Here is a 22067-nt window from a genome sequence, read left to right as displayed (position 1 = left end):
TCGGGCGTTTGGTATTTCAAAGACAGGTGCCGACTGATCGACGCCCGGGGACGATCCTACTTCGGATAAAGCGGCGGCAACCCACTATCCCCAACCGGATCCTGCACCCGCTCCGCCGTCGGAATCGTCCGGATCGCCCGCCACAAATCCTCACCCTGCCAATGCTGCCCGGTCTCGCTGTACAACGCGCCGTTCAAACCATCGAGCGCATCCGACAGCGGCACAAACCGCGCCGCCATGTCCGCCAGTGTTTCCGGCTGCTGACGGGCCCAGGCGTCGAGGGCCTGGCGGGTGGCGTGGGGGTCGTTGGCCTGGCTGGCGCGTTTGATGTCGTCGAGCAGGGTGCGGGGGCTCGGGCCGGTTTGTGCGGCGCGCAGGATCGCCGGTTGCCAACGGGCACGCCACCAGAGGCCGAAGCCGAGCAGGGTGGTGCAGGCGAGAACGAACGTGCTGAGTTTCCACCACCACAAGGCTTCGCTGTCGGCGGCGCTGAGCGGTTGCGCGTTGCCCGCCGGGGTGTCGACTTGCAGGCTCGGGTTGTTCGCCACTTGCAGGGTGCGCGCCGGCAGGCTGGTGTGTTCCAGGTGATCTTCGAAGGTGTTCCACCAGACCACGTCCACCGTTGGCAACTCGATCGAGCCACTGCGGCTCGGCACCAGTGCTTCGCGTTCTTCACGGCTGCCGATCAGCCCGCGATCGCTGCTCTGGTTGTTCAGCACCGGTTGATCCGGGTAGCGGCGCAAGCCGTTGGCTTCGGTGGCGGGCAGGGCGGGCAGTTGCGAACTGGCCAGGCCTTCGACCTTGAGGGTCAGGCTGCGGGTCAGGGAGTCGCCGACCTGAGTGTGCTCCGGCTCCGGGTTCCAGCTCTCGCTCAGGCTCAGGCTGCGGGCCGGCAGCCACGGCGCATCGCTGGGGTAGGTCATCGGTTTGGGTTTGACCGTCAGCGACGTGGCGCTGGAACTGACGCGCATCAGTTTGCCCGGCTTCGGCCCCTGCGCCGTGGCGTCCTGCGTGGGCTGGGTATCGACCAGTGTGGCACTGAAGGTCTGCGGAGCGATGCTCAGCAAACCGCTGTGCTGCGGATAGATCGCATAGCGCATCTCGATCACGCCATGGCGCACGCCGTTGATGTCTTTTTCGTAGGTGCGCATGTCGCCCAGTTGCTCGATGCGGGCATCGGCGATCTGCAATGGCGTCAGGCTGCTGTCGTCGTACAGCGACACCGAATGGTAGATGCGCAACGTGAGGATGGCCTGGGCCTGCACGTAGACACTGGTCTGGTCGAGGCTGGCCTCGATGAACACCGGTTCGCGGGCATTGTTCTCTTCGCGGTTGTCACTCTCGATCACCTGCACGGTGATCGGCTGGCTCTCGACTTCGCCCAGTTTCAGCGGCGGGATTTCAACGCTGCCGTTCTGTTTGGGCAGCAGGGTAATGATCCAGCGAGTGGTGGCGCGGTTGTCACCGTTGAGCGTGTTCAACTGGTTGACCTGACGTGTGCCGCGTACTTCGAACAGTGGCTCGAGCGGGCTCAGGTCCGGTTTGCCGAACTGCGTGACATCGTTGGATTCGAGGGTGAGTTCCACCGTCTCGCCGGAGTTCAGGCGACTGCGATCCACACTGGCCGTCAGCTCGGCCGCCTGGGCGGTGGCCGTGCAGATCAGCAGGGGCAGCAAGAGAGCGGTGAAACGGGTCATCGAATGTTTTCCTGATCCTGATGTTGTTGCTGTTCGTACCAGAATTTGCGTCGCAGCAGTTCGCCCGGATCATCCGGGATCTTGCCCAGCCATTGTTCCAGCGCCTGCTGTTGTTCGCCTTCGAGGTTGTCCTCACTGGGGCGCAGCAGCGGCGGTGTGTTCTGTTCCTCGCCCGGTTCGCTGTCCGGCAACTCGTTGGCGCCCGGTAGCGGCGGGGTAGTCGGCGGAGGCTCGTTGGCGGACTCGCCGGTTTGCGGCTCGCTGTGGGTTTCGCTCTTGACCGCTGGCGCCGGAGCAGTCGGTGGTGGTTCGTCGCCCGGTAGGTTTGGCTGCGCCGGTTTGTCTTGCGGTTCGGCCGGCGGCGGGGCGTTTTTCTGTTTCAGCAGGTTTTCCACCAGCGCCTTGTTGGTCAGCGCCGGACGCAGATCCGGCTGACGTTCCAGAGCCTGTTCATAGGCGTCCAGCGCCGCTTCCAGCTCGCCGCTTTTGGCCAGTGCGTTGCCACGATTGTAGTGGGCGTGGGCGTCATTGCCCTCGGCGAAACGTTGAGCGGCGCCACTGTAGTCGCCGGCTTCGTACAACGCCACCCCTTGCCATTGCGGATCTTCGAAATGCTTCGCTGCCTCGGCCGGACGCTTCTGTTTGAGCAGATGCAGGCCTTGCTGATCGGGACGCAGCCACAGGTCTTCGAAGTCGAAGGCGTAGCTCGGTTGCGGCAATGCCAGCAGCAACGGCAGGCAGAACAGCCAGCCACGCCGCCCGGCGCACGCGGCGAGGAACAGCAGTGGCAACAGCAGCCAGTAACCCTGATCGGCCCAGGTGTCGAGACGCACGGTCTGGCCATCGCTGCGCAGGCTGCGCGGGCCGTCGAGCAGGCCGAGGTCGCCCAGATCGGATTCATCCAGGCGTGCGCTGCGGTACTCGCCGCCGACCGCGTTGAGGAACGCGCCAAGGCCAGGGCTGTCGAGTTGCGGTACGCGGATCGCGCCCTGAGCGTCCTTGAGGAAACTGCCGTCCTCCTGAGCAATCGGCGCGCCCTCGGCGGTGCCGACACCGAGCATCAACAACTGCGCCGATTGGCCGCTCAGCGCATGACGAATGCCCTGGCGTTCTTCTTCGGAAAGCGAAGAACCAATCAGCAGAATCCGCCCCTGACCCAACGCACCCTGCTTGAGCAGCGCCAATGCCTTGCCCACCGCCAGATCCGCGCGGTGGCCGCTTTCCGGCATCAGCGAAGGCTTGAGCGCGTCGAGCAGATTGCGACTGGTCGCCAGGTCATCCGACAGCGGCACCAGCGTATGGGCGCTGCCGGCATAAACGACGATGGCAGTCTGCGCATCGCTGCGCACCTGCAACAGGTCGAACAGCTTGCGCCGGGCCTGTTCCAGTCGCGTTGGCGGCGAGTCGGTGGCGAGCATTTCCGGGGTCAGTTCCAGCACCACCACCAACGGGTCGGCGGGTTTCTGGCTGGTCTGTTCGACCCGTTCCCAGCTTGGCCCGAGCAACGCCAGAATCGTCAGCAGCCAGGCCACGCTCAGGGCGACCCACGGCAACTTGCTGTCGCGACCGCTGCCGCCACTGAGCAGCGTGGCGTGGAAGGCCGGCGGCAGAATCATTTGCCAACGACCGGCGCGTTTCTGCCGGTGCCAGAGCTGCCAGATCAGCCAGCCGAGCACCGGCAGCAGCAACAGCCACCAGGGGCGGAACCAGTGCGGCCACAGGGCGATCATCGGCGCCTCCGCAAACGCAGGCGTTTGAGGCGGTCGCGCCAGTCAGGCAAGGGGCTTTGCAGATACAACTCCTTGGTGAAAAAACGCTGCAGCAGGTTGTCGGGCCACAGTACGCGGGCAACCAGCAGAATGCTCAACAGCAGCGCGAACGCCAGTGGCCACTGATACAACGCCTGTGTGGGGCGGGCCTGGGTCGGCTGCTGGGTCACGGGCTCGAGCTGGTCGAGGGTGTCTTTGATCGCTTGCAGTTCCTTGCCATCGCGGGCGCGGAAATAGCGGCCGCCGGTAACGTCGGCGATGGCCTTGAGCGCCGGTTCGTCGAGATCAAGGGTCGGATTGGTGCCGAGCAGTGCCGTGGCGCCGCTTTCTTCAGGATCGGCGCCGATGCCGATCGGGTAGATTTTCACGCCTTCGCTGGCGGCCAGTTTGGCGGCGGTCAGCGGGTCGATTTCGCCGCCATTGTTCGCGCCGTCGGTGACCAGAATCAGCACCCGGCTCTGGGCCGGACGCATGCGCAGGCGCTTGAGGGCCAGACCGATGGCGTCGCCAATCGCGGTGTTCTTGCCGGCAATACCGATCCGCGCTTCATCAAGCCAGACCCGAACGGTGCGCCGGTCAAATGTCAGCGGCGCTTGCAGGTAGGCCTGGCTGCCGAACAGGATCAGACCGACCCGGTCGCCGTCGCGACTTTCCAGAAAATCACCGAGCAAATGCTGAACCAGCGACAGGCGACTGACGTCTTCGTCGTTCCATTGCATGTCCGGGAAATCCATCGAGCCGGACACGTCCACTGCCACCAGCAGATCACGACCGCTGGCGGCAATCGGCAGCGGTTCGCCGAGCCATTGCGGGCGGGCGGCGGCGATCAGCAGAAACAACCACAGCAACATGAACGGTGCCTGCTGGCGCCACGCTGGCAGATTGGCCCGGGCGCGACGACGAGCGAGGCCTTCCAGGTCGCCCAGGAAACTCACTTTGAGCGCCGGCTCGCCGCTGTCGGCCACCGGCAGCACGAGGCGCATCAGCCACGGCAGCGGCAACAGCAAAAATATCCACGGCCAGGCGAACTCAAACATGTTTGCGAATCCAGGTCTCGACCGCCTGGGTAAGGCCGGCGATGGCTTTGTCGTCGAGTTTGCACTCGGGTTTGTAGGCGCCTTCGACGAGCACCATCCAGCGGGTCAGGCCGGCGGCGGGGCAACGGTTGTCGAGAAACGCCAGCCATTTACGGCCGTTGAGGGTGTGGCTCTGGCTATAGGGATAGTGGTTGCGGCACAGGCGCTTGAGCAGGCCGTTGAGTTGCTGCAGCCAGGCCCCGGCCGGGGCGCCGTCGTAGGGTTTGGGCATCTGCGCCAGTTCGGCGAGTGCGGCGATGCGCACCGGGTCGAGCGGCAGTTCGGCGCGCACGATCGGTTTTTTCTTGATCGGAATGAAACGCCGCAGACGCCAGACCGCAAACCCGATCACCGGCACCAGCAAAAGCAGCAGCCACCAGCCCGGCGCCGGCGGCCAGAAGGCAATCGGTGGCGGGGAGATCAGCGGTTGCAGTTGTTCGAGGCCGTTCATCGACCTTTCCCCGGACGTTGCGGGTTAAGGAATTCGCGCATCTGTTCGACCATTTCGCTCTGGGTGCTCAATGGCATCAACAACACGCGCAGCTTCTGCGCGAGCAATTCCCAACGGGCGATCCGCGCTTCGGCCTGGGCGCGGTAGGTCTGGCGCAGGTCGAAATTCAGGGTGTCGAGTTCCAGCTGCGCGCCGCGCTCGGCGAATCTCAGCAGCCCGGCAGCGGGCAGGGCGTGATCCAGCGGATCGGACAGCGGCAGCATCAGCAGGTCGCAATGGCGCGACAACAGGCTCAATTGCTGCTCGGCGCTGTCGGACAGCGCGCGTTCGTCGCAGATCACGATCACCAGACTGCCCGGTCGCAGCACTTCGCGGGCCCGGCGCAACGCCACGCCGAACGCATCGCGATCCGGCTCCCGCTCGCTGTGCAGCGATTGATTGACCTTCACCAACCGGTTGAGCAGCTGCAACAGGCTCTGCTTGCTGCGGCGCGGTTTGATTTCGTAATGCTCGTTGTCGCCGAACACCAGCCCGCCAACCCGATCGTTGTGACCCAGCGCCGCCCAGCCGATCAGCGCCGCCGCCTGCGCCGCGAGCACCGACTTGAACATCAGACCGGAGCCAAAGAACAGCCGCGTGCTTTGCTCGACCATGATGAAAATCGGCCGTTCGCGTTCTTCATGGAACAGTTTGGTGTGCGGTTCCTGCGTCCGCGCGGTCACGCGCCAGTCGATGGTGCGCACGTCGTCACCGGCCTGATAGACCCGCACCTGATCGAAGTCGACACCACGACCACGGAATTTCGAGTGATGCAGGCCGATCAGCGGGCTGCGCTGGCTCGGCGTGGAAAACAGCTGCACTTCGCGCACGCGGTGACGCATCTCGATCAGCTCGGCGAGGCTGATGCGGATGCCCGGTTCGGAAGGCAGGGTGGCGTTCATCGGTGTCAAGCGACGGCTACGACGTCGAGAATCCGTTGCACCACCCGATCCTGGTCGATGCCTGCGGCTTCGGCCTCGAACGACAGAATGATGCGGTGACGCAACACGTCGAACAGCACGGCCTGGATGTCTTCCGGGCTGACGAAGTCGCGTCCGGCCAGCCAGGCATGGGCGCGAGCGCAGCGGTCTAGGGCGATGGAGCCGCGCGGGCTGGCGCCGTAGGCGATCCACTCGGCCATTTCCGGATCGAATTTGGCCGGGTTGCGCGTGGCCATGACCAGTTGCACGAGGTATTCCTCCACGGCGTCCGCCATGTACAGACCGAGAATTTCCTTGCGCGCGGCGAAGATCGCCTGCTGGCTGACCCGGCGCTCGGGCTTGGTTTCACCGTTCAGGGCTTCGCCCCGGGCCTGTTGCAGAATCCGGCGTTCGACGGCAGCGTCCGGGAAACCGATTTTCACGTGCATCAGGAACCGGTCGAGCTGGGCTTCGGGCAGCGGATAGGTGCCTTCCTGCTCGATCGGGTTCTGCGTGGCCATCACCAGAAACAGCGGCGACAGCTCGTAAGTGCTGCGTCCGACGCTGACCTGGCGCTCGGCCATTGCTTCGAGCAAGGCTGATTGCACCTTGGCCGGGGCACGGTTGATTTCGTCCGCCAGCACCAGGTTGTGGAAGATCGGGCCTTGCTGGAACACAAAGCTGCCGGTTTCCGGGCGGTAGATTTCGGTGCCGGTGATGTCGGCGGGCAGCAGGTCGGGGGTGAACTGAATCCGATGGAACTGGGCTTCGATGCCCTCGGCAAGCTCTTTGATCGCTTTGGTCTTGGCCAGACCCGGAGCGCCCTCGACCAGCATGTGGCCGTCGGCGAGCAGGGCGATGAGCAAGCGCTCGATGAGTTTTTCCTGGCCGAGAATCTGCGTTGAAAGAAAGGTTCGCAGCGCCAGCAGCGCTTCACGATGTTCCATCGATGACTGTTCCTGGAAAGGGTGGCCACAGGCGTTCGGATAACGCCGGGGCTGGGGGCGTTACTTTAATCCATCGCAGGGGGTGGCGACTAACGGCATTTTGCGCAAAGTGCGGGAAATGATCGGGGGATTTGTTGGAATTTTGTAGGGCGGGGGAAGTGCAGTGTTCTTTCGGGCCCTTTCGCGGGCAAGCCCGCTCCCACAATGGACCATATTCTCCTGGCAGAGCGCGGTCACTGTGGGAGCGAGCTTGCTCGCGAAGGGGCCAGTGCGGACACCCTCAAATCTGGCTGATAAAGGTGCCAGTACCCTCAAGAATGTTCTTCAGGGTTTCCTCGACTTCAGCCAAGTCCACCATGTCCGGGTTGAAGGTGATTTCAAGCACATCATCGCCATTCAACGCATCGGCATCCGCGGCCGCGATTTCGATCTTCAACTGGGTCTTGCTCAGGGTGGCCTTGACCCCGTCGAGGGTCGACGGCTCGCCGTCCAGCGTGATCTCCAGTTCGTCCTCGTCCGGGTAGCGGCTCATCAGGAACATTTCGCCCTTATCGCTGTGGCAGCAGAGCATGGCCATGTTGTCTTCTTCGTCGTCGCACGGGTTGACGATCAAAAGGGCGGTGGTCATTTGCATGGGGGAATTCCTGCCTCGGCGGGTTTGTTGGTCGCAATTGGGCGCGATTCTGCCAGCCCTCGGGAATTTCTGCATGTGAGAGTGTCAGAGGATGTGTCGTGAACGCGACACAGGTCAATGGTCATTCCGGGCACGCCTGTACCGTAAAAACGGGCATTCAGACCGGCGTTCTGCCCCATGAATGCTAGTGTTTACCGATGCGCAGGCCTTGGTTTACGTGCCAATGACCGAATATGTCGCAGCACCGCAAGCAGACACATTGTCGCACCCATTAAGCTGCGCAACGGATGAGCACCCGTAAAGGCATTGCCATGGCCCCGCGAGCGGCGCCAGGCAGTCGTTTTTGCAGATGCCCATTCATGGAAGGTGAATGTGACCTGAGTGTCTCGTCCAGCTTCACCCACCTGTCACCCTGTTTCCTCTGCCCGAGATTCAGGAACAGGGCGACGGAACGCCCCGAAAGGGGTTTTGTACGCGACGCTTTCCATCAATAACAAGCCCAAGCGGAGTACCACAGATGGCGTTCTTCACCGCAGCCAGCAAAGCCGACTTCCAGCACCAACTGCAAGCGGCACTGGCGCAGCACATCAGTGAACAGGCACTGCCACAAGTGGCGCTGTTCGCTGAACAATTCTTCGGCATCATTTCCCTGGACGAGCTGACCCAACGTCGCCTCTCCGACCTCGCTGGCTGTACTCTTTCTGCGTGGCGCCTGCTTGAGCGCTTCGATCACGCGCAACCGCAAGTGCGCGTCTACAACCCCGATTACGAACGTCACGGCTGGCAGTCGACCCATACCGCGGTCGAAGTGCTGCACCATGACTTGCCGTTCCTGGTGGACTCGGTGCGTACCGAGCTGAACCGTCGCGGCTACAGCATCCACACCCTGCAGACCACCGTGCTGAGCGTGCGTCGCAACGACAAGGGCGAATTGCTGGAAATCCTGCCAAAAGGCACCACCGGCGAAGGCGTGCTGCACGAGTCGCTGATGTACCTGGAAATCGACCGCTGCGCCAATGCGGCCGAATTGAATGTGCTGTCCAAGGAGCTGGAACAGGTCCTGGGTGAAGTCCGCGTCGCGGTCGCCGATTTCGAGCCGATGAAGGCCAAGGTGCAGGAAATCCTCACCAAGCTCGATAACAGCGAATTCGCCGTCGATGCCGACGAAAAGAACGAAATCAAAAGCTTCCTGGAATGGCTGGTGGGCAACCACTTCACCTTCCTCGGCTACGAAGAATTCACTGTTGTCGATCAGGCCGATGGCGGCCACATCGAATACGACCAGAACTCCTTCCTCGGCCTGACCAAGATGCTGCGCACCGGTCTGACCAACGAAGACCGCCACATCGAAGACTACGCCGTTGCCTACCTGCGTGAACCGACGCTGCTGTCGTTCGCCAAAGCCGCGCATCCGAGCCGCGTACACCGTCCGGCCTACCCGGACTACGTGTCGATCCGTGAAATCGACGCCAACGGCAAAGTCATCAAGGAACACCGCTTCATGGGCCTGTACACCTCGTCGGTGTATGGCGAAAGCGTGCGTGTCATCCCGTTCATCCGCCGCAAGGTCGAAGAGATCGAGCGTCGCTCCGGCTTCCAGGCCAAGGCTCACCTGGGCAAGGAACTGGCACAGGTTCTGGAAGTGCTGCCGCGTGACGACCTGTTCCAGACCCCGGTCGACGAACTGTTCAGCACCGTGATGTCGATCGTGCAGATTCAGGAGCGCAACAAGATCCGCGTGTTCCTGCGCAAAGACCCGTACGGCCGTTTCTGCTACTGCCTGGCCTACGTGCCGCGCGACATCTACTCCACCGAAGTCCGCCAGAAGATCCAGCAAGTGCTGATGGAGCGTCTGAAAGCCTCCGACTGCGAATTCTGGACGTTCTTCTCCGAGTCCGTGCTGGCCCGCGTGCAACTGATCCTGCGCGTCGACCCGAGAAACCGCATCGACATCGACCCGCTGCAACTGGAAAACGAAGTGATCCAGGCCTGCCGCAGCTGGCAGGACGACTACGCCGCCCTGACCGTCGAAACCTTCGGCGAAGCCAACGGCACCAACGTGCTGGCCGATTTCCCGAAAGGCTTCCCGGCCGGCTACCGCGAGCGTTTCGCTGCGCATTCGGCCGTGGTCGACATGCAGCACCTGCTGAACCTGAGCGAGAAAAAGCCACTGGCGATGAGCTTCTACCAGCCGCTGGCCTCCGGCCCGCGTGAGCTGCACTGCAAGCTGTATCACGCCGATACTCCGCTGGCACTGTCCGACGTGCTGCCGATTCTGGAAAACCTCGGCCTGCGCGTGCTCGGTGAATTCCCGTATCGCCTGCGCCACAACAACGGCCGCGAGTTCTGGATCCACGACTTCGCGTTCACCGCTGCCGAAGGTCTGGACCTGGACATCCAGCAACTCAACGACACCCTGCAGGATGCTTTCGTCCACATCGTCCGTGGCGATGCCGAGAACGATGCGTTCAACCGTCTGGTGCTGACCGCCGGCCTGCCATGGCGCGACGTTGCGCTGCTGCGTGCCTACGCCCGCTACCTGAAGCAGATCCGCCTGGGCTTCGACCTCGGCTACATCGCCAGCACCCTGAACAACCACACCGACATTGCTCGCGAACTGACCCGGTTGTTCAAGACCCGTTTCTATCTGGCCCGCAAGCTGGGCAGCGATGATCTGGACGACAAGCAACAGCGTCTGGAACAGGCCATCCTGACCGCGCTGGACGACGTTCAAGTCCTCAACGAAGACCGCATCCTGCGTCGTTACCTTGACCTGATCAAAGCGACCCTGCGCACCAACTTCTACCAGACCGACGCCAACGGCCAGAACAAGTCGTACTTCAGCTTCAAGTTCAACCCGCACTTGATCCCTGAACTGCCGAAACCGGTTCCGAAGTTCGAAATCTTCGTTTACTCGCCACGCGTCGAAGGCGTGCACCTGCGTTTCGGCAACGTTGCTCGCGGCGGCTTGCGCTGGTCCGACCGTGAAGAAGACTTCCGTACCGAAGTCCTGGGCCTGGTAAAAGCCCAGCAAGTGAAGAACTCGGTCATCGTGCCGGTGGGCGCGAAGGGCGGCTTCCTGCCGCGTCGCCTGCCACTGGGCGGCAGCCGTGACGAGATCGCGGCCGAGGGCATCGCCTGCTACCGCATTTTCATCTCGGGCCTGTTGGACATCACCGACAACCTGAAGGACGGCAAACTGGTACCGCCAGTCAACGTCGTGCGTCATGACGACGATGACCCGTACCTGGTGGTCGCGGCGGACAAGGGCACTGCAACTTTCTCCGACATCGCCAACGGCATCGCCATCGACTACGGCTTCTGGCTGGGTGACGCGTTCGCGTCCGGTGGTTCGGCCGGTTACGACCACAAGAAAATGGGCATCACCGCCAAGGGCGCGTGGGTTGGCGTTCAGCGTCACTTCCGCGAACGCGGCATCAATGTCCAGGAAGACAGCATCACTGTGGTCGGCGTGGGTGACATGGCCGGCGACGTATTCGGTAACGGCCTGTTGATGTCCGACAAGTTGCAACTGGTTGCTGCGTTCAACCACATGCACATCTTCATCGACCCGAACCCGAACCCGGCCACCAGCTTCGTCGAGCGCAAGCGCATGTTCGACCTGCCGCGTTCGGCCTGGTCCGACTACGACACCAGCATCATGTCCGAAGGCGGCGGCATCTTCTCGCGCAGCGCGAAGAGCATCGCCATCTCGCCACAGATGAAAGAGCGCTTCGACATCCAGGCCGACAAGCTGACCCCGACCGAGCTGCTGAACGCCTTGCTCAAGGCGCCGGTGGATCTGCTGTGGAACGGCGGTATCGGTACTTACGTGAAAGCCAGCACCGAAAGCCACGCCGATGTCGGCGACAAGGCCAACGATGCGCTGCGCGTGAACGGCAACGAACTGCGCTGCAAAGTGGTGGGCGAGGGCGGTAACCTCGGCATGACCCAACTGGGTCGTGTGGAGTTCGGTCTCAATGGCGGCGGTTCCAACACCGACTTCATCGACAACGCCGGTGGCGTGGACTGCTCCGACCACGAAGTCAACATCAAGATCCTGCTGAACGAAGTGGTTCAGGCCGGCGACATGACCGACAAGCAACGCAACCAGTTGCTGGCGAGCATGACCGACGAAGTCGGTGGTCTGGTGCTGGGCAACAACTACAAGCAGACTCAGGCCCTGTCCCTGGCGGCCCGTCGTGCCTACGCACGCATCGCCGAGTACAAACGTCTGATGGGCGACCTGGAAGCCCGTGGCAAGCTGGATCGCGCCATCGAGTTCCTGCCGACCGAAGAGCAACTGGCCGAACGCGTTGCCGAAGGCCACGGTCTGACCCGTCCTGAACTGTCGGTACTGATCTCGTACAGCAAAATCGACCTCAAGGAGCAGCTGCTGGGCTCCCTGGTGCCGGACGACGACTACTTGACCCGCGACATGGAAACGGCGTTCCCGCCGACCCTGGTCAGCAAGTTCTCCGAAGCCATGCGTCGTCACCGCCTGAAGCGCGAGATCGTCAGCACCCAGATCGCCAACGATCTGGTCAACCACATGGGCATCACCTTCGTTCAGCGACTCAAAGAGTCCACCGGCATGACCCCGGCGAACGTGGCGGGCGCTTACGTGATCGTGCGCGACATCTTCCACCTCCCGCACTGGTTCCGTCAGATCGAAGCGCTGGACTATCAGGTCTCCGCTGACGTGCAACTGGAGCTGATGGACGAGCTGATGCGTCTGGGCCGCCGCGCTACGCGCTGGTTCCTGCGTGCCCGCCGCAACGAGCAGAACGCTGCCCGTGACGTCGCGCATTTCGGTCCGCACCTGAAAGAGCTGGGCCTGAAGCTGGACGAGCTGCTGAGCGGCGAAATCCGCGAGAACTGGCAACAGCGTTATCAGGCTTACGTGGCTGCCGGTGTACCGGAACTGCTGGCGCGTATGGTGGCGGGTACGACCCACCTCTACACGCTGCTGCCGATCATCGAAGCGGCCGATGTCACCGGTCAGGATCCAGCCGAAGTGGCCAAGGCGTACTTCGCCGTGGGCAGCGCGCTGGACATCACCTGGTACATTTCGCAGATCAGCGCCTTGCCGGTTGAAAACAACTGGCAAGCCCTGGCCCGCGAAGCGTTCCGCGACGACGTCGACTGGCAGCAACGCGCGATCACCATCGCCGTTCTGCAAGCCGGCGGCGGTGATTCGGACGTGGAAACCCGTCTGGCACTGTGGATGAAGCAAAACGACGCCATGATTGAACGCTGGCGCGCCATGCTGGTGGAAATCCGTGCCGCCAGCGGCACCGATTACGCCATGTACGCGGTGGCCAACCGTGAGCTGAACGACGTGGCGCTGAGCGGTCAGGCGGTTGTGCCTGCTGCGGCGACTGCGGAGCTTGAGCTTGCTTGAGTAACCGTTGAATGAAAAAGCCCCGGCATCGAGAGATGCCGGGGCTTTTTCATGGCGGCTGGATTTGTGTTGTTTGATCCGGCCTCATCGCTGGCAAGTCGATTAGGCCCTGTTTTTCACTGCAAGTTATGTGTTTGTTTGTTATCAAGCATCGACACTTTATCTGCCGGTCTGGTCAGTAAATTGCTGAGCGACTGGTCAAACTTCTGCAACGCCCGAACCTGAACTTCCTGTTGCTGATTAATATCCGCAACAATCTCCTCCGAACGCTTGAAGTCCGCCCAAATCGGCGTCAACTCTTTCGCCTCGGAGCCTTTCGCCGTCCCGATATAGTTGAACTTGCCGTCATAGAAATCCGCACTCACATCGGCCTTGATGTCCGAACTGCGTGAAGTAATCAACTGGCTGTGAGTATCGACGATCGCCACCACATCCGGATTCGCCGCACGCAGGCTCTGCATGTCCGGGTACACCGTGACTGAGCCGAACTGGCGTTGCAGCGAGGCTTTCACCCAATCCACCGCCATGTCCGGTTTTGAAGTGGCGACGTAGGCGTCATGAATCGGCTGCACCAGCAGACTCTGACCAAAACCGGTGCCGGCGTTGGCCTGGTAGTCGCGCAGGTATTCGCGGTTGGTCTGGGTGCTCGGGCTGTAGACGACGCCCAGCGAGACACCGGGGCCGCTTTTGACCTGGGTGGCGCTGCTGCGACCCACCGGTTGGGTGAACAGGGTGTCGAGGGAGGAAACCGCTTTCGGGGCGGTAGGAACAGAACAGGCTGACAACGCTAAAACCGATATCGCCAAGGTACTGGCAAAGGCAAGTTTCATGGTGAGTCTCCCGTGAAGCAACTTCAGTCGGAAAGTCAGAGATGTCGGGGTTGATTAAATGCAACCGGCGACAGTTGCCTCAGACTACTCCCGCCAAACTGAAAACAACCTGACAATTTGCTGAATGACTGTCATGCAATAGTTTTATTGGCTGTAAGCGTTTTTGATTAATTGCCGCGAGTAATAAAAAAGGCGCAAATCAATCATTTGCGCCTTTTATTTATGGCTGCTTGAACAACCATCAGTTTTTCAATGGGATCAGCACTTGCTCGTCTGGCGACAACACCATGAACACCAGCAACTTGGCAGGTTTGGTTTTGCTGGCGTTTTTCGACACCAGATGTTCGGAACCGGCCGGCTCGTACCAGTACTGGCCCTTCTTGTAGGTGATCGGTTGTTCGCCCTTGACCTGAGAAGTCACTTCGCCTTCGAGCACATAGGCCATCGCCGTGCCGTCGTGTTTGTGGGCGATGGAAGACTGGCCCGGTTTGTAATCGACTTCGATCATCATGGCTTTTTTGCCGGGGACGTCTTTCAGCATCTGGTCCTGGAGGACCGAGATTTTCTCGGAGGCGTCGTGGGCCATGGCGGCGGCAGAAACAGACAGGGCGAGAGCGGCGGCGAAAATGTGCAGGAGTTTCATGGCGGGTCACCAGTGAAGTGGGGGAGTCGGCTTTCACAGTAGTCCCCGATCCGGGCCATTCACACCGCCAATATTCGGGAAGTTCAGGTGACCAATATCAGGGGGCTCGATTCAAGAATGTCAGTGCTTTCCATGACGCCTTCGCGAGCAAGCTCGCTCCCACAGTGTTCTGTGTCGTTCATATTATTAGTGAACTGCACGAAACCCTGTGGGAGCGAGCTTGCTCCGGGCGGCGTTCCGACGAAGGCGTCGGATCAGACGATAGGAAAGCTGTTGAAATCCACGCTATTGGCCAGACGACTGTCGATCAGGTCGATGAAGCCTTGGGCTTCCGGGCGATTGAAATGCGCCTGCATTGCCGCTTCCGACTGCCAGCGGGCGCTGACCGTCCAGCGGTGGCTGTCCTCGGGGCAGCGGTCGACCAGGTAGGAGTCGCAGCCCGGCGTTTCGCGCAGGGTTTCGACGATCTTCTGCAACTGCTTGCCCAGCTCCTCCGATCGGCCGGCGGCAGCCTGCACCTGTACGGTGTTGATCACTTCGTTGGACATTGCTCACACTCCTGAATCAGGCCGGACGAATCCTGCTCATTGAGGGATAACGCTTGTGCAGAATAGGCCTGCGCCGCCGGATCACCAATAACCAATCGGCGGTTAATCATTTAGTCCAATCTAACCAACAACCTGTTGCAGAATGTCGCGCAGGCGGTCGAGCGCGATGTCGATGTCCAGCGTTTCGATAGCACCGAAGCCGAAGTACATCCCGTTTTTTGCCGGTTGCTGGTGATAGAAGCCATTGATGGCGTACAGCCCGACTTCGACCTTTTTCGCCAGTTCGATCACCAGCGGCAAGTCGATCGGCACCTTGCAGAACACCGCCATGTGAAACCCCGCACTGGGCGGCACGGCCTCCAGCCACGGCGACAGGTCAGTGGCCATGCGCGCGAGAATCCGTTCACGGCGCTGGGCATAAATCGTGTGGCAGCGGCGGATGTGCTTGAGCAGACAGCCTTCGGCGATGAACTTGGCCAGCGCCCATTGGGGCAGGGTGGAGGCATGCAAATCGGTGAGTTGCTTGGCGCGGATCACCGCTTCGAGAATTGCCGGCGGCAGGATGGCGTAGCCGAGGCGCAGCTCCGGCAACAGGGTTTTCGAGAAGGTGCCGACGTAGGCAACGATACCGCGCTGATCGAGGTTGTGTAGCGAGTCGGTGGGCCGGCCCTCGTAGCGGAACTCGCTGTCATAGTCGTCCTCGATGATGATCGCGCCGAGTTCATAGGCCCGTTCGAGCAGGGCTTCGCGCCGCGCCTGGCTCATCGGCATGCCCAGCGGGAACTGGTGCGATGGCGTCACGTAGATCAACCGCGTGCCCTCGGGAATCCGTTCAACCTGAATGCCTTCGGCATCCACCGGCACGCCGACCACCGTCGCCCCGTGAGTGCCGAACAGCAGCCGCGCCGGCGGATAGCCGGGATCTTCCATCGCCACCAGACTGCCGGGGCGAATCAACACGCGGGTGATCAGATCCAGCGCCTGTTGTGCGCCGTTGCACACCACGATGTCTTCGTCCTGACAGTTCACGCCACGGGAAAACGCGATGTGCCGGGCAATCGCATTGCGCAGCGCCGGCAGGCCTTCCGGCACGCTGTAGAAACCCTTGGAATTGGCCATCTGCCGCAGGGCATGAGAGACGCAGCGGCGCCAGTCATCCTGGGGAAACTGGCCCTTGCTGGTGGCGCCGCCGATGAAGTCGTAACGCAGCGAGCCTTCGAGCGTCGGATGGCGCAGGAACACCGGCAGATTGCGCCAGCTCTCGATCACCTCGGAACTGGCCAGCTCGGAATGGCTTTGCTTGCGCTGCACCGGCGTCGAGCGGGCGTTGACGTAAGTGCCTTTGCCGATGACGCCAGTGAGGAAATTCTCGTAAGTCAGCTGCGCGTAAGTGTCGGAAATGGTCTTGCGCGAGATCCCCAATTGCTCGGCGAGCAGACGGCTCGGCGGCAGTTGCGTGCCGGCAGCCAGACGCCCGGACTCAATGGCGCCGCGCAGTTGCTGGTACAACTGACCGGCCAGATCCTTGCGGCCGTTGATCACGACATGAAGTTCCATACCGACGGGGCTCCCGGGGGCGACTGAAGTGTCGGCCAGATTACCCCCGAATGCGGTATCGGCAGAAGTTGCGTAGTGCAAATCCCCCAAATTGGCGCAAAACCCTGTGGGAGCGAGCTTGCTCGCGATGGCGTCAGTTCAGCCCTTGTCAAAGGTGAATGACACACCGCTTTCGCGAGCAAGCTCGCTCCCACAGGTTTCGTGTTTTGCCTGGATCAGTGGTCTGCCGGTTTTCCGTGCAATTGGGGCTGTAACGCTGGCGCATCAGCGCTTACCGTGAAATCACTCTTATGCTGCCCGAGGCCCGACCATGTCCCCGCGTCTGGATTACTACAGCGCTTCACCCAAAGCCATGAAAGCCATGATTGCCCTGGAAGCGCTGACCAGCAGCCTGAGCATCGAACCGCCGTTGCTGCACCTGATCAAGATCCGCGCCTCGCAGCTCAACGGCTGCGCCTTCTGCACCGACATGCACTCCGTGGAAGCACGGCGGGCAGGGGAGACGGATCGACGGCTTTACGCCATTGCGGTCTGGCGCGACAGCGGCTTCTTCAACCTGCGCGAGCGTGCGGCGCTGGCCTGGACCGAGGCTGTCACGCTGCTGGCCGATAGCCGGGTGCCTGACGATGTTTACCAGCAGGCGCGGGAACAGTTCAACGAGACCGAACTGGTGGATCTGACCATGGCCGTCAGCACCATCAACAGCTGGAATCGGTTGGCGGTGAGCTTCCGTCAGATTCCCAGCGATTGATCACAAGCCATCCATCGCTGCGCCCCCTACACGCTGATCGTTCCCATGCTCCGCGTGGGAATGCCTCTGGGGACGCTCCGCGTCCAGTGACGCAGAGCGTCATGGGCTGCATTCCCACGCGGGAGCGTGGGAATGATCAGGTGAAAGCTGGTTCGGTGGCTGTGGTTTTGATCGTTCCCATGCTCCGCGTGGGAATGCCTCTAGGGACGCTCCGCGTCCAGTGACGCGGAGCGTCACGGGCTGCATTCCCACGCAGGAGCGTGGGAATGATCAGGTGAAATCTGGTTCGGTAGCTGTGGTTTTGATCATTCCCATGCTCCGCGTGGGAATGCCTCTAGGGACGCTCCGCGTCCAGTGACGCAGAGCGTCACAGGCTGCATTCCCACGCGGGAGCGTGGGAACGATCAAAGCTAATTCGGCGGGCGCTGCGGTTTCACCGACGTGCCAAACGTATTGCCCATCCGCGTACTGGTGGCCGCTGGCGTCGCCAGTCCCACCTGATTCGGCGGGCGCTTGTTGACCGGCACATTCATCGCTTCCTGATTCTTCTGCGCAGCCGCCGCGCCGTCGGGGTTGTTGCCCATCTGCTGGCTCAGGCAGTCGTAATTCGGCGCCTTGTAGCCACCCACCGTCACCTCGACGCAGCCCAGCGGCTCCTCCGCGTGTGCAGCGCTAAATACCGTCAGCAACAATCCGCCGAGGGCGACTTTCCAGACTGATTTCATGCCTGCCTCCTGGCCGGCCCGAAGGGGCCGCTCTGACTCAAGAGTCTAGTGCAACGGCGGCGCCGATCCCGTGATGGTTTTTTTGCAGTGGCCGTCACACCAGATTCATAAACAGCCCTCAGGATGACGGTTTTCAGGGGTGCATCAGCCGTGCAGCGAGGCCGTGCCAGGGAGGAATTTGCGCGCTCAGCGCTCATGCGCCAGCTCTGTCTGGGGCTGCTGCTTGGCTTGTTTTTGAGCCGCGCCAGCGCCGACCCGGTGCCGGCGACGATGCGCATGACGCTGCACATCCCGGCCCAGGAACTGGCCCGTGCCCTCGATCAGTTCAGCCGCGCCACGGGCATGGCGGTGCTGGTCGACAGCCAGTTGAGTCGCGGTCGCCGCTCCCTGGCGGTGGATGGCGAATTCACCGCTGCCGAAGCGTTGCGCCGGATGCTCGGCGGCAGCGGCTTGATGGCCAAGTACAGCCGCGACGACGCGTTCACCTTGCAGGTCGCGCAAGTCGAGGATGTGCCGTTGCCGGCGGAGAAACCGACCCCCGCCAGCGCAGCCGTCAACCGCAGCTACGCCACGGCGGTGCAGGCCGCGATTGAGCGCAACCTGTGCCGCTCGCCGCTGACCCGGCCCGGCAGTTTTCGCGCGGTGTTGCAGTTGTGGATCGGTCGCGACGGCGTGGTGCAGCACAACCGGTTGGTGACATCGACCGGCGATGTTCGGCGCGATGCCGCGCTGGTAGACAGTTTTCACACGCTCAAGATCGACCGGCCCACACCCGGCGCATTGCGCCAGCCAGTCACGTTGCTGTTGTTACCCGAATCGTCAGGAAAGCGCATGGAATGCACACAATGGGAAGGAGTTTCCGGGGGATGAAAGACGCCGGACAAAGTTCGATGGTCCAGCTGTTCCTGACGTCCTACGAGGACTTTCGGGTGCGTCTGCGACGCCGTCTCGGCTCGGAGGACCTGGCCAACGACGTGCTGCACGAAACCTACCTGCGGGTCGACCGCATGGAAGCGCCGCCGAACCTGCTGCGGCCCAACGCCTACCTCTATCGCATGGCCCTGAACATCGCCGCCGACCGCCGCCAGGCTGATGCGCGGTTGCTCACCGGCAGCGAAGTCGAAGAACTGCTGCAAGTCAGCGACGAAGCGCTGGACCCGATGCGCGTGGTCGGCGGCCAGAAGGAAATCCAGTCCTTGCTCAGCGCCCTCTACGAACTGCCCGCGCGGCGGCGCCGAATCTTCATCGCCGCAAGGCTGGAAGAAGCGCCGCACCTGGAAATCTCCCAGCGTTTCGGCATCTCCACACGCATGGTCGAGAAGGAAATCAAGGCAGCCCTCGGACACTGCGCGGCCAAACTGGAAAGAAAAGTGTTTCAGCGGTTCGGTCGCGGGGCCGGAAAACCGTCTAGTGAATGAAGCTCCCGATCAACCCGTCGAGTACCTGTGCGTTTGAACATCTTCCGTCTGACACCTGCCGAGCCCACGCCTGCCGAGCGTCTGCAAAGCGAAGCCCGCGACTGGCTGATCCTGCTGACCTCCGGCCGCGCCACGGTCGCCGACGCCCGAGCGCTGCGCCAGTGGTGCGCGCAAAGCCCCGAACACGCCCGCGCCTTCGAAGAGTGCAAGGCGTTGTGGCATCTGCTGCAACCGGCGGCGGAAGAATTGCAGGCACCACGACGGTTCGGGCGACGGGCCTTTCTCGGCGGCGCCATTGCCGCGTCGGCGGCGTTCTTGCTGGTGCGCGGCACGATACCCGGCGGATTCTCCGGCCTTGGCGCCGATTACATCACCGAAGTCGGCCAGCAACGTCGGGTCGAACCGGCCGATGGCTTGAGCCTGGAATTGAACACCCAGACCCGCATCAACCAGCGTTCGGTGGATGAGGGCGTGCAGGGTTTTGAACTGGTCAGCGGCGAAGTCGAAGTGCGGACCGCACGCCTGCCGATGGCGATGCAGGCCGGTGGCGGCTGGTTGCGGGCGAGCAGGGCGCGGTTCAACCTGCGCAACCTCGATCAACAGGTGTGCGTGACGTGCCTCGATGGCGCGGTGGACGTGGAAGTCGAAGGCCGAAGTCTGCGACTGGAACCGGGCCAGCAGTTGACCTACGACGCACAACGGGTCGGCAGCGTACAAAGCGTCGACACCGCCGCAGTAAGCAACTGGCGTCAACAGGTGCTGGTGTTCAACGGCACGACCCTCAGCCAGATGATCGACGAGATCAACCGCTACCGCCCAGGCATGTTGCTGCTGCTCAACCGCGAACTCGGCCAGCGCCGCGTACAAGCACGTTTCTCCCTCGATCAACTGGCCGGCGTAGGCGCATTGATCCGCGATGCCTACGGCGTCAAATGCACCGAACTGCCGGGCGGCGTCGTAGTCCTCAGCTAACTAACACAACCCCCATAAACGCCATAGAACCTGTGGGAGCGAGCTTGCTCGCGAAAGCGGTAGTTCAGGCAATGAGATGTCGGATGTGAAGCCCCCTTCGTCGGATCGCCGCCCAGAGCAAGCTCGCTCCCACAGGGACCACATAGAACCCAGTTATTGGAGCGGCCCCATCACCTGCCGATACTTCTCCACCCCCTGCGCCGTCTCCCGAGTCAACCGCACCTCCAACCCCAACGGATCCTCCCGCCGATTCCCGCTCAACTGCCGCCACCCCTTGTCCATCTCCCAAACCCGCACCTGCAAATCACTCACCTCACTCAAAACCGCCACCCCAGCCGTAGGCGCCGGCAACGGATACCGACTGCGCGCCGGCGCCACCGCGCGATATAACGTGTCCCCCTTGAGCCACCACCGAACCCGCTGCAAAGCCCCCGGCTGATCCGCCGCGCTCCGAATGATGTCCAGCCGAAACCCCTTGCTGTCACTGCTGCGCACCGTAAGCGCAGGCGGCGCCGTCGCCGGTTCATCCTCGGTGCCGACCTTCTTCGGCTCCGTCAGCTCGATCCCGGCACGCATCTCCACATCCCGCTGCATCTGATTCAGCGCCCGCAACAGGCTGTCGCTCTGCTCACCACTGGCCTGCAAATGGCTGTCGGCGCGGGTGACACTGTCCAGCCCCTTCCAGGCAATCAGACTGACCACCGCCATCAACAGAATCGCGACCATCACCTCGATCAGCGTAAAACCTTGTTGTCTGTTCATTGCACGCTGATCCGGCCCGAAGCATCGCGCAGCACACTCAACCGATTGAGCCCGTCAGACAGCGTCAACTGCAGCGGCGGATTGATCCACTCCGCGTTCAGCACCACTTTCTGCTTCGGCTCCACCCGCACCTCAAGCTTCGGACTCTGCCAGGGACGCGGCCGCAACTGCGGGTCCCGCTCGAAATGATCAAAACCCTTGCCACTGTCACTGCGCCGACTGAACCGAAACCCCTTGCCATCGCTCAACCACGCAATCGGCCGCCCATCAGCACGCGCCTCAGCCTGAGCAATCTGCAGCAACTGCGCCACGCGCTCGGCGTCCTTGCGCAGCAACTGCAACGGATCGGGCTTGATACTCAAACTGATTGCCGCACTGGCGATCCCGATGATCACCAGCACCACCATCAACTCGATCAGCGTAAAACCCTGCTGCCTGCTCCGGTTCATCGAATGCGCACTCCCTTGCGTCCAGCCCGTCCCAAAAAACCATCCTGCACGGCCAACATGTAAGGCGTGTGAAATAAAACCGTGAGAATTGCCGCGTAGTCTGGTCACCGGGACTAAAAGGAGATTCAGCCCATGAGATACACCGCACGCTTTTCACCCCCCCAAATCATCCAGGCCGCCGCACTGCTGGCCGCCCTGGTCGGCATCGCCACCTGGTCATCCCTGCTCCTGACCACCGCCGAATCCCACACCCCGGCCGCCACCCCGCAACTGCTCGCGGCGCGCAGCGATAACCCGGCGTTGCAGTGGTTTTCCAACCGCACGGCGCCGGTGGAGATCAAGGTCAGTGGCGTGATGGCGGGGAGTCGTGGGGCGGTGGCGATTTTGAGTTTGAACGACGGGCCGCCGAGGAGTTTTTTGCAGGGGGAGCGGGTGAGTCCTGGGGTGAAGTTGGTGGCGGTGGAGGGGGATGGGG

Annotated in this window: 20 protein-coding genes; 6 read left to right on the top strand and 14 right to left on the bottom strand. The window is 62.1% G+C overall.

Features of this window, described 5'->3' with window-relative positions; genetic code table 11:
• Positions 1-56 precede the first annotated feature (56 nt).
• From CAF73_RS19850 to CAF73_RS19820, 7 genes are all read right to left on the bottom strand, one after another.
• Positions 57-1697, bottom strand: coding sequence for a BatD family protein (locus tag CAF73_RS19850; protein WP_085703565.1), 1641 nt, complete (start codon positions 1695-1697; stop codon positions 57-59).
• Positions 1694-3427: a tetratricopeptide repeat protein gene (locus CAF73_RS19845; protein ID WP_085703564.1), complete on the bottom strand. Its 1734-nt coding sequence runs from the start codon at positions 3425-3427 to the stop codon at positions 1694-1696. The genes CAF73_RS19850 and CAF73_RS19845 overlap by 4 nt, the downstream gene beginning before the upstream one ends.
• Positions 3424-4503 (bottom strand): VWA domain-containing protein, encoded by a 1080-nt coding sequence (locus tag CAF73_RS19840; protein WP_085698328.1) that lies wholly within the window; start codon positions 4501-4503, stop codon positions 3424-3426. The genes CAF73_RS19845 and CAF73_RS19840 overlap by 4 nt, the downstream gene beginning before the upstream one ends.
• The gene (locus CAF73_RS19835; RefSeq protein ID WP_085698329.1) at positions 4496-4993 is read right to left on the bottom strand and encodes a DUF4381 domain-containing protein; all 498 of its coding nucleotides are present in this window, start codon (positions 4991-4993) and stop codon (positions 4496-4498) included. The genes CAF73_RS19840 and CAF73_RS19835 overlap by 8 nt, the downstream gene beginning before the upstream one ends.
• Positions 4990-5934, bottom strand: a complete 945-nt coding sequence (locus tag CAF73_RS19830) for a DUF58 domain-containing protein (protein ID WP_085698330.1) — start codon at positions 5932-5934, stop codon at positions 4990-4992. The genes CAF73_RS19835 and CAF73_RS19830 overlap by 4 nt, the downstream gene beginning before the upstream one ends.
• Before the next feature lie 5 nt (positions 5935-5939).
• Positions 5940-6899: a MoxR family ATPase gene (locus tag CAF73_RS19825; RefSeq protein ID WP_007913915.1), complete on the bottom strand. Its 960-nt coding sequence runs from the start codon at positions 6897-6899 to the stop codon at positions 5940-5942.
• A 280-nt stretch (positions 6900-7179) separates the two neighbouring features.
• Complete coding sequence (locus tag CAF73_RS19820; protein WP_085698331.1) at positions 7180-7533, bottom strand: hypothetical protein; 354 nt, start codon at positions 7531-7533, stop codon at positions 7180-7182.
• 517 nt (positions 7534-8050) lie between these two features.
• Here CAF73_RS19820 and CAF73_RS19815 point away from each other — a divergent pair.
• The gene (locus CAF73_RS19815) at positions 8051-12937 is read left to right on the top strand and encodes an NAD-glutamate dehydrogenase (protein WP_085703563.1); all 4887 of its coding nucleotides are present in this window, start codon (positions 8051-8053) and stop codon (positions 12935-12937) included.
• Between the two features lie 116 nt (positions 12938-13053).
• On the opposite strand, the gene CAF73_RS19810 is transcribed toward CAF73_RS19815, so the two are convergent.
• From CAF73_RS19810 to CAF73_RS19795, 4 genes are all read right to left on the bottom strand, one after another.
• Positions 13054-13767 (bottom strand): ATPase, encoded by a 714-nt coding sequence (locus CAF73_RS19810; RefSeq protein WP_085703562.1) that lies wholly within the window; start codon positions 13765-13767, stop codon positions 13054-13056.
• 241 nt (positions 13768-14008) lie between these two features.
• Complete coding sequence (locus CAF73_RS19805; RefSeq protein WP_085703561.1) at positions 14009-14410, bottom strand: cupin domain-containing protein; 402 nt, start codon at positions 14408-14410, stop codon at positions 14009-14011.
• A gap of 254 nt (positions 14411-14664) precedes the next feature.
• The gene (locus tag CAF73_RS19800; RefSeq protein WP_085698335.1) at positions 14665-14958 is read right to left on the bottom strand and encodes a putative quinol monooxygenase; all 294 of its coding nucleotides are present in this window, start codon (positions 14956-14958) and stop codon (positions 14665-14667) included.
• Positions 14959-15078: 120 nt separating this feature from the next.
• Positions 15079-16515: a PLP-dependent aminotransferase family protein gene (locus CAF73_RS19795; protein ID WP_085698336.1), complete on the bottom strand. Its 1437-nt coding sequence runs from the start codon at positions 16513-16515 to the stop codon at positions 15079-15081.
• Positions 16516-16825: 310 nt separating this feature from the next.
• On the opposite strand from CAF73_RS19795, the gene CAF73_RS19785 reads away from it, so the two are divergent.
• The gene (locus tag CAF73_RS19785; protein WP_007959341.1) at positions 16826-17266 is read left to right on the top strand and encodes a carboxymuconolactone decarboxylase family protein; all 441 of its coding nucleotides are present in this window, start codon (positions 16826-16828) and stop codon (positions 17264-17266) included.
• A 410-nt stretch (positions 17267-17676) separates the two neighbouring features.
• Here the strand turns inward: CAF73_RS19785 and CAF73_RS19780 are convergent, their stop codons facing one another.
• Positions 17677-17991: a hypothetical protein gene (locus tag CAF73_RS19780; RefSeq protein ID WP_085703559.1), complete on the bottom strand. Its 315-nt coding sequence runs from the start codon at positions 17989-17991 to the stop codon at positions 17677-17679.
• A 195-nt stretch (positions 17992-18186) separates the two neighbouring features.
• On the opposite strand from CAF73_RS19780, the gene CAF73_RS19775 reads away from it, so the two are divergent.
• The 3 genes from CAF73_RS19775 to CAF73_RS19765 are packed head-to-tail and all read left to right on the top strand — an operon-like array spanning position 18187 to position 20381.
• Entirely contained in the window at positions 18187-18861 is a 675-nt protein-coding gene (locus tag CAF73_RS19775; protein WP_085698339.1) for a secretin and TonB N-terminal domain-containing protein, read from the top strand.
• Positions 18858-19409 (top strand): RNA polymerase sigma factor, encoded by a 552-nt coding sequence (locus CAF73_RS19770; protein WP_011334580.1) that lies wholly within the window; start codon positions 18858-18860, stop codon positions 19407-19409. The genes CAF73_RS19775 and CAF73_RS19770 overlap by 4 nt, the downstream gene beginning before the upstream one ends.
• A 33-nt stretch (positions 19410-19442) precedes the next feature.
• Positions 19443-20381, top strand: a complete 939-nt coding sequence (locus CAF73_RS19765) for a DUF4880 domain-containing protein (protein ID WP_085703658.1) — start codon at positions 19443-19445, stop codon at positions 20379-20381.
• A gap of 153 nt (positions 20382-20534) precedes the next feature.
• Here the strand turns inward: CAF73_RS19765 and CAF73_RS19760 are convergent, their stop codons facing one another.
• Both CAF73_RS19760 and gspH read right to left on the bottom strand, forming a co-directional pair.
• Positions 20535-21143: a prepilin-type N-terminal cleavage/methylation domain-containing protein gene (locus CAF73_RS19760; RefSeq protein ID WP_085703558.1), complete on the bottom strand. Its 609-nt coding sequence runs from the start codon at positions 21141-21143 to the stop codon at positions 20535-20537.
• A complete protein-coding gene (gspH, locus tag CAF73_RS19755) occupies positions 21140-21592 on the bottom strand; it encodes a type II secretion system minor pseudopilin GspH (RefSeq protein WP_085703557.1) in 453 nt (150 codons plus the stop codon). Before gspH ends, CAF73_RS19760 begins: the two co-directional genes overlap by 4 nt.
• A 132-nt stretch (positions 21593-21724) precedes the next feature.
• Between gspH and CAF73_RS19750 the strand changes: the two genes are divergently transcribed.
• On the top strand, positions 21725-22067 hold a 343-nt coding region (locus CAF73_RS19750; protein WP_139834855.1), incomplete at its 3' end, for a general secretion pathway protein GspC.

This window comes from Pseudomonas sp. B15(2017), from assembly GCF_002113215.1.
Taxonomy (GTDB): domain Bacteria; phylum Pseudomonadota; class Gammaproteobacteria; order Pseudomonadales; family Pseudomonadaceae; genus Aquipseudomonas.
Note: the sequence above shows the minus strand (reverse complement) of the source record. Positions and strands in the feature narration are given on the sequence as shown.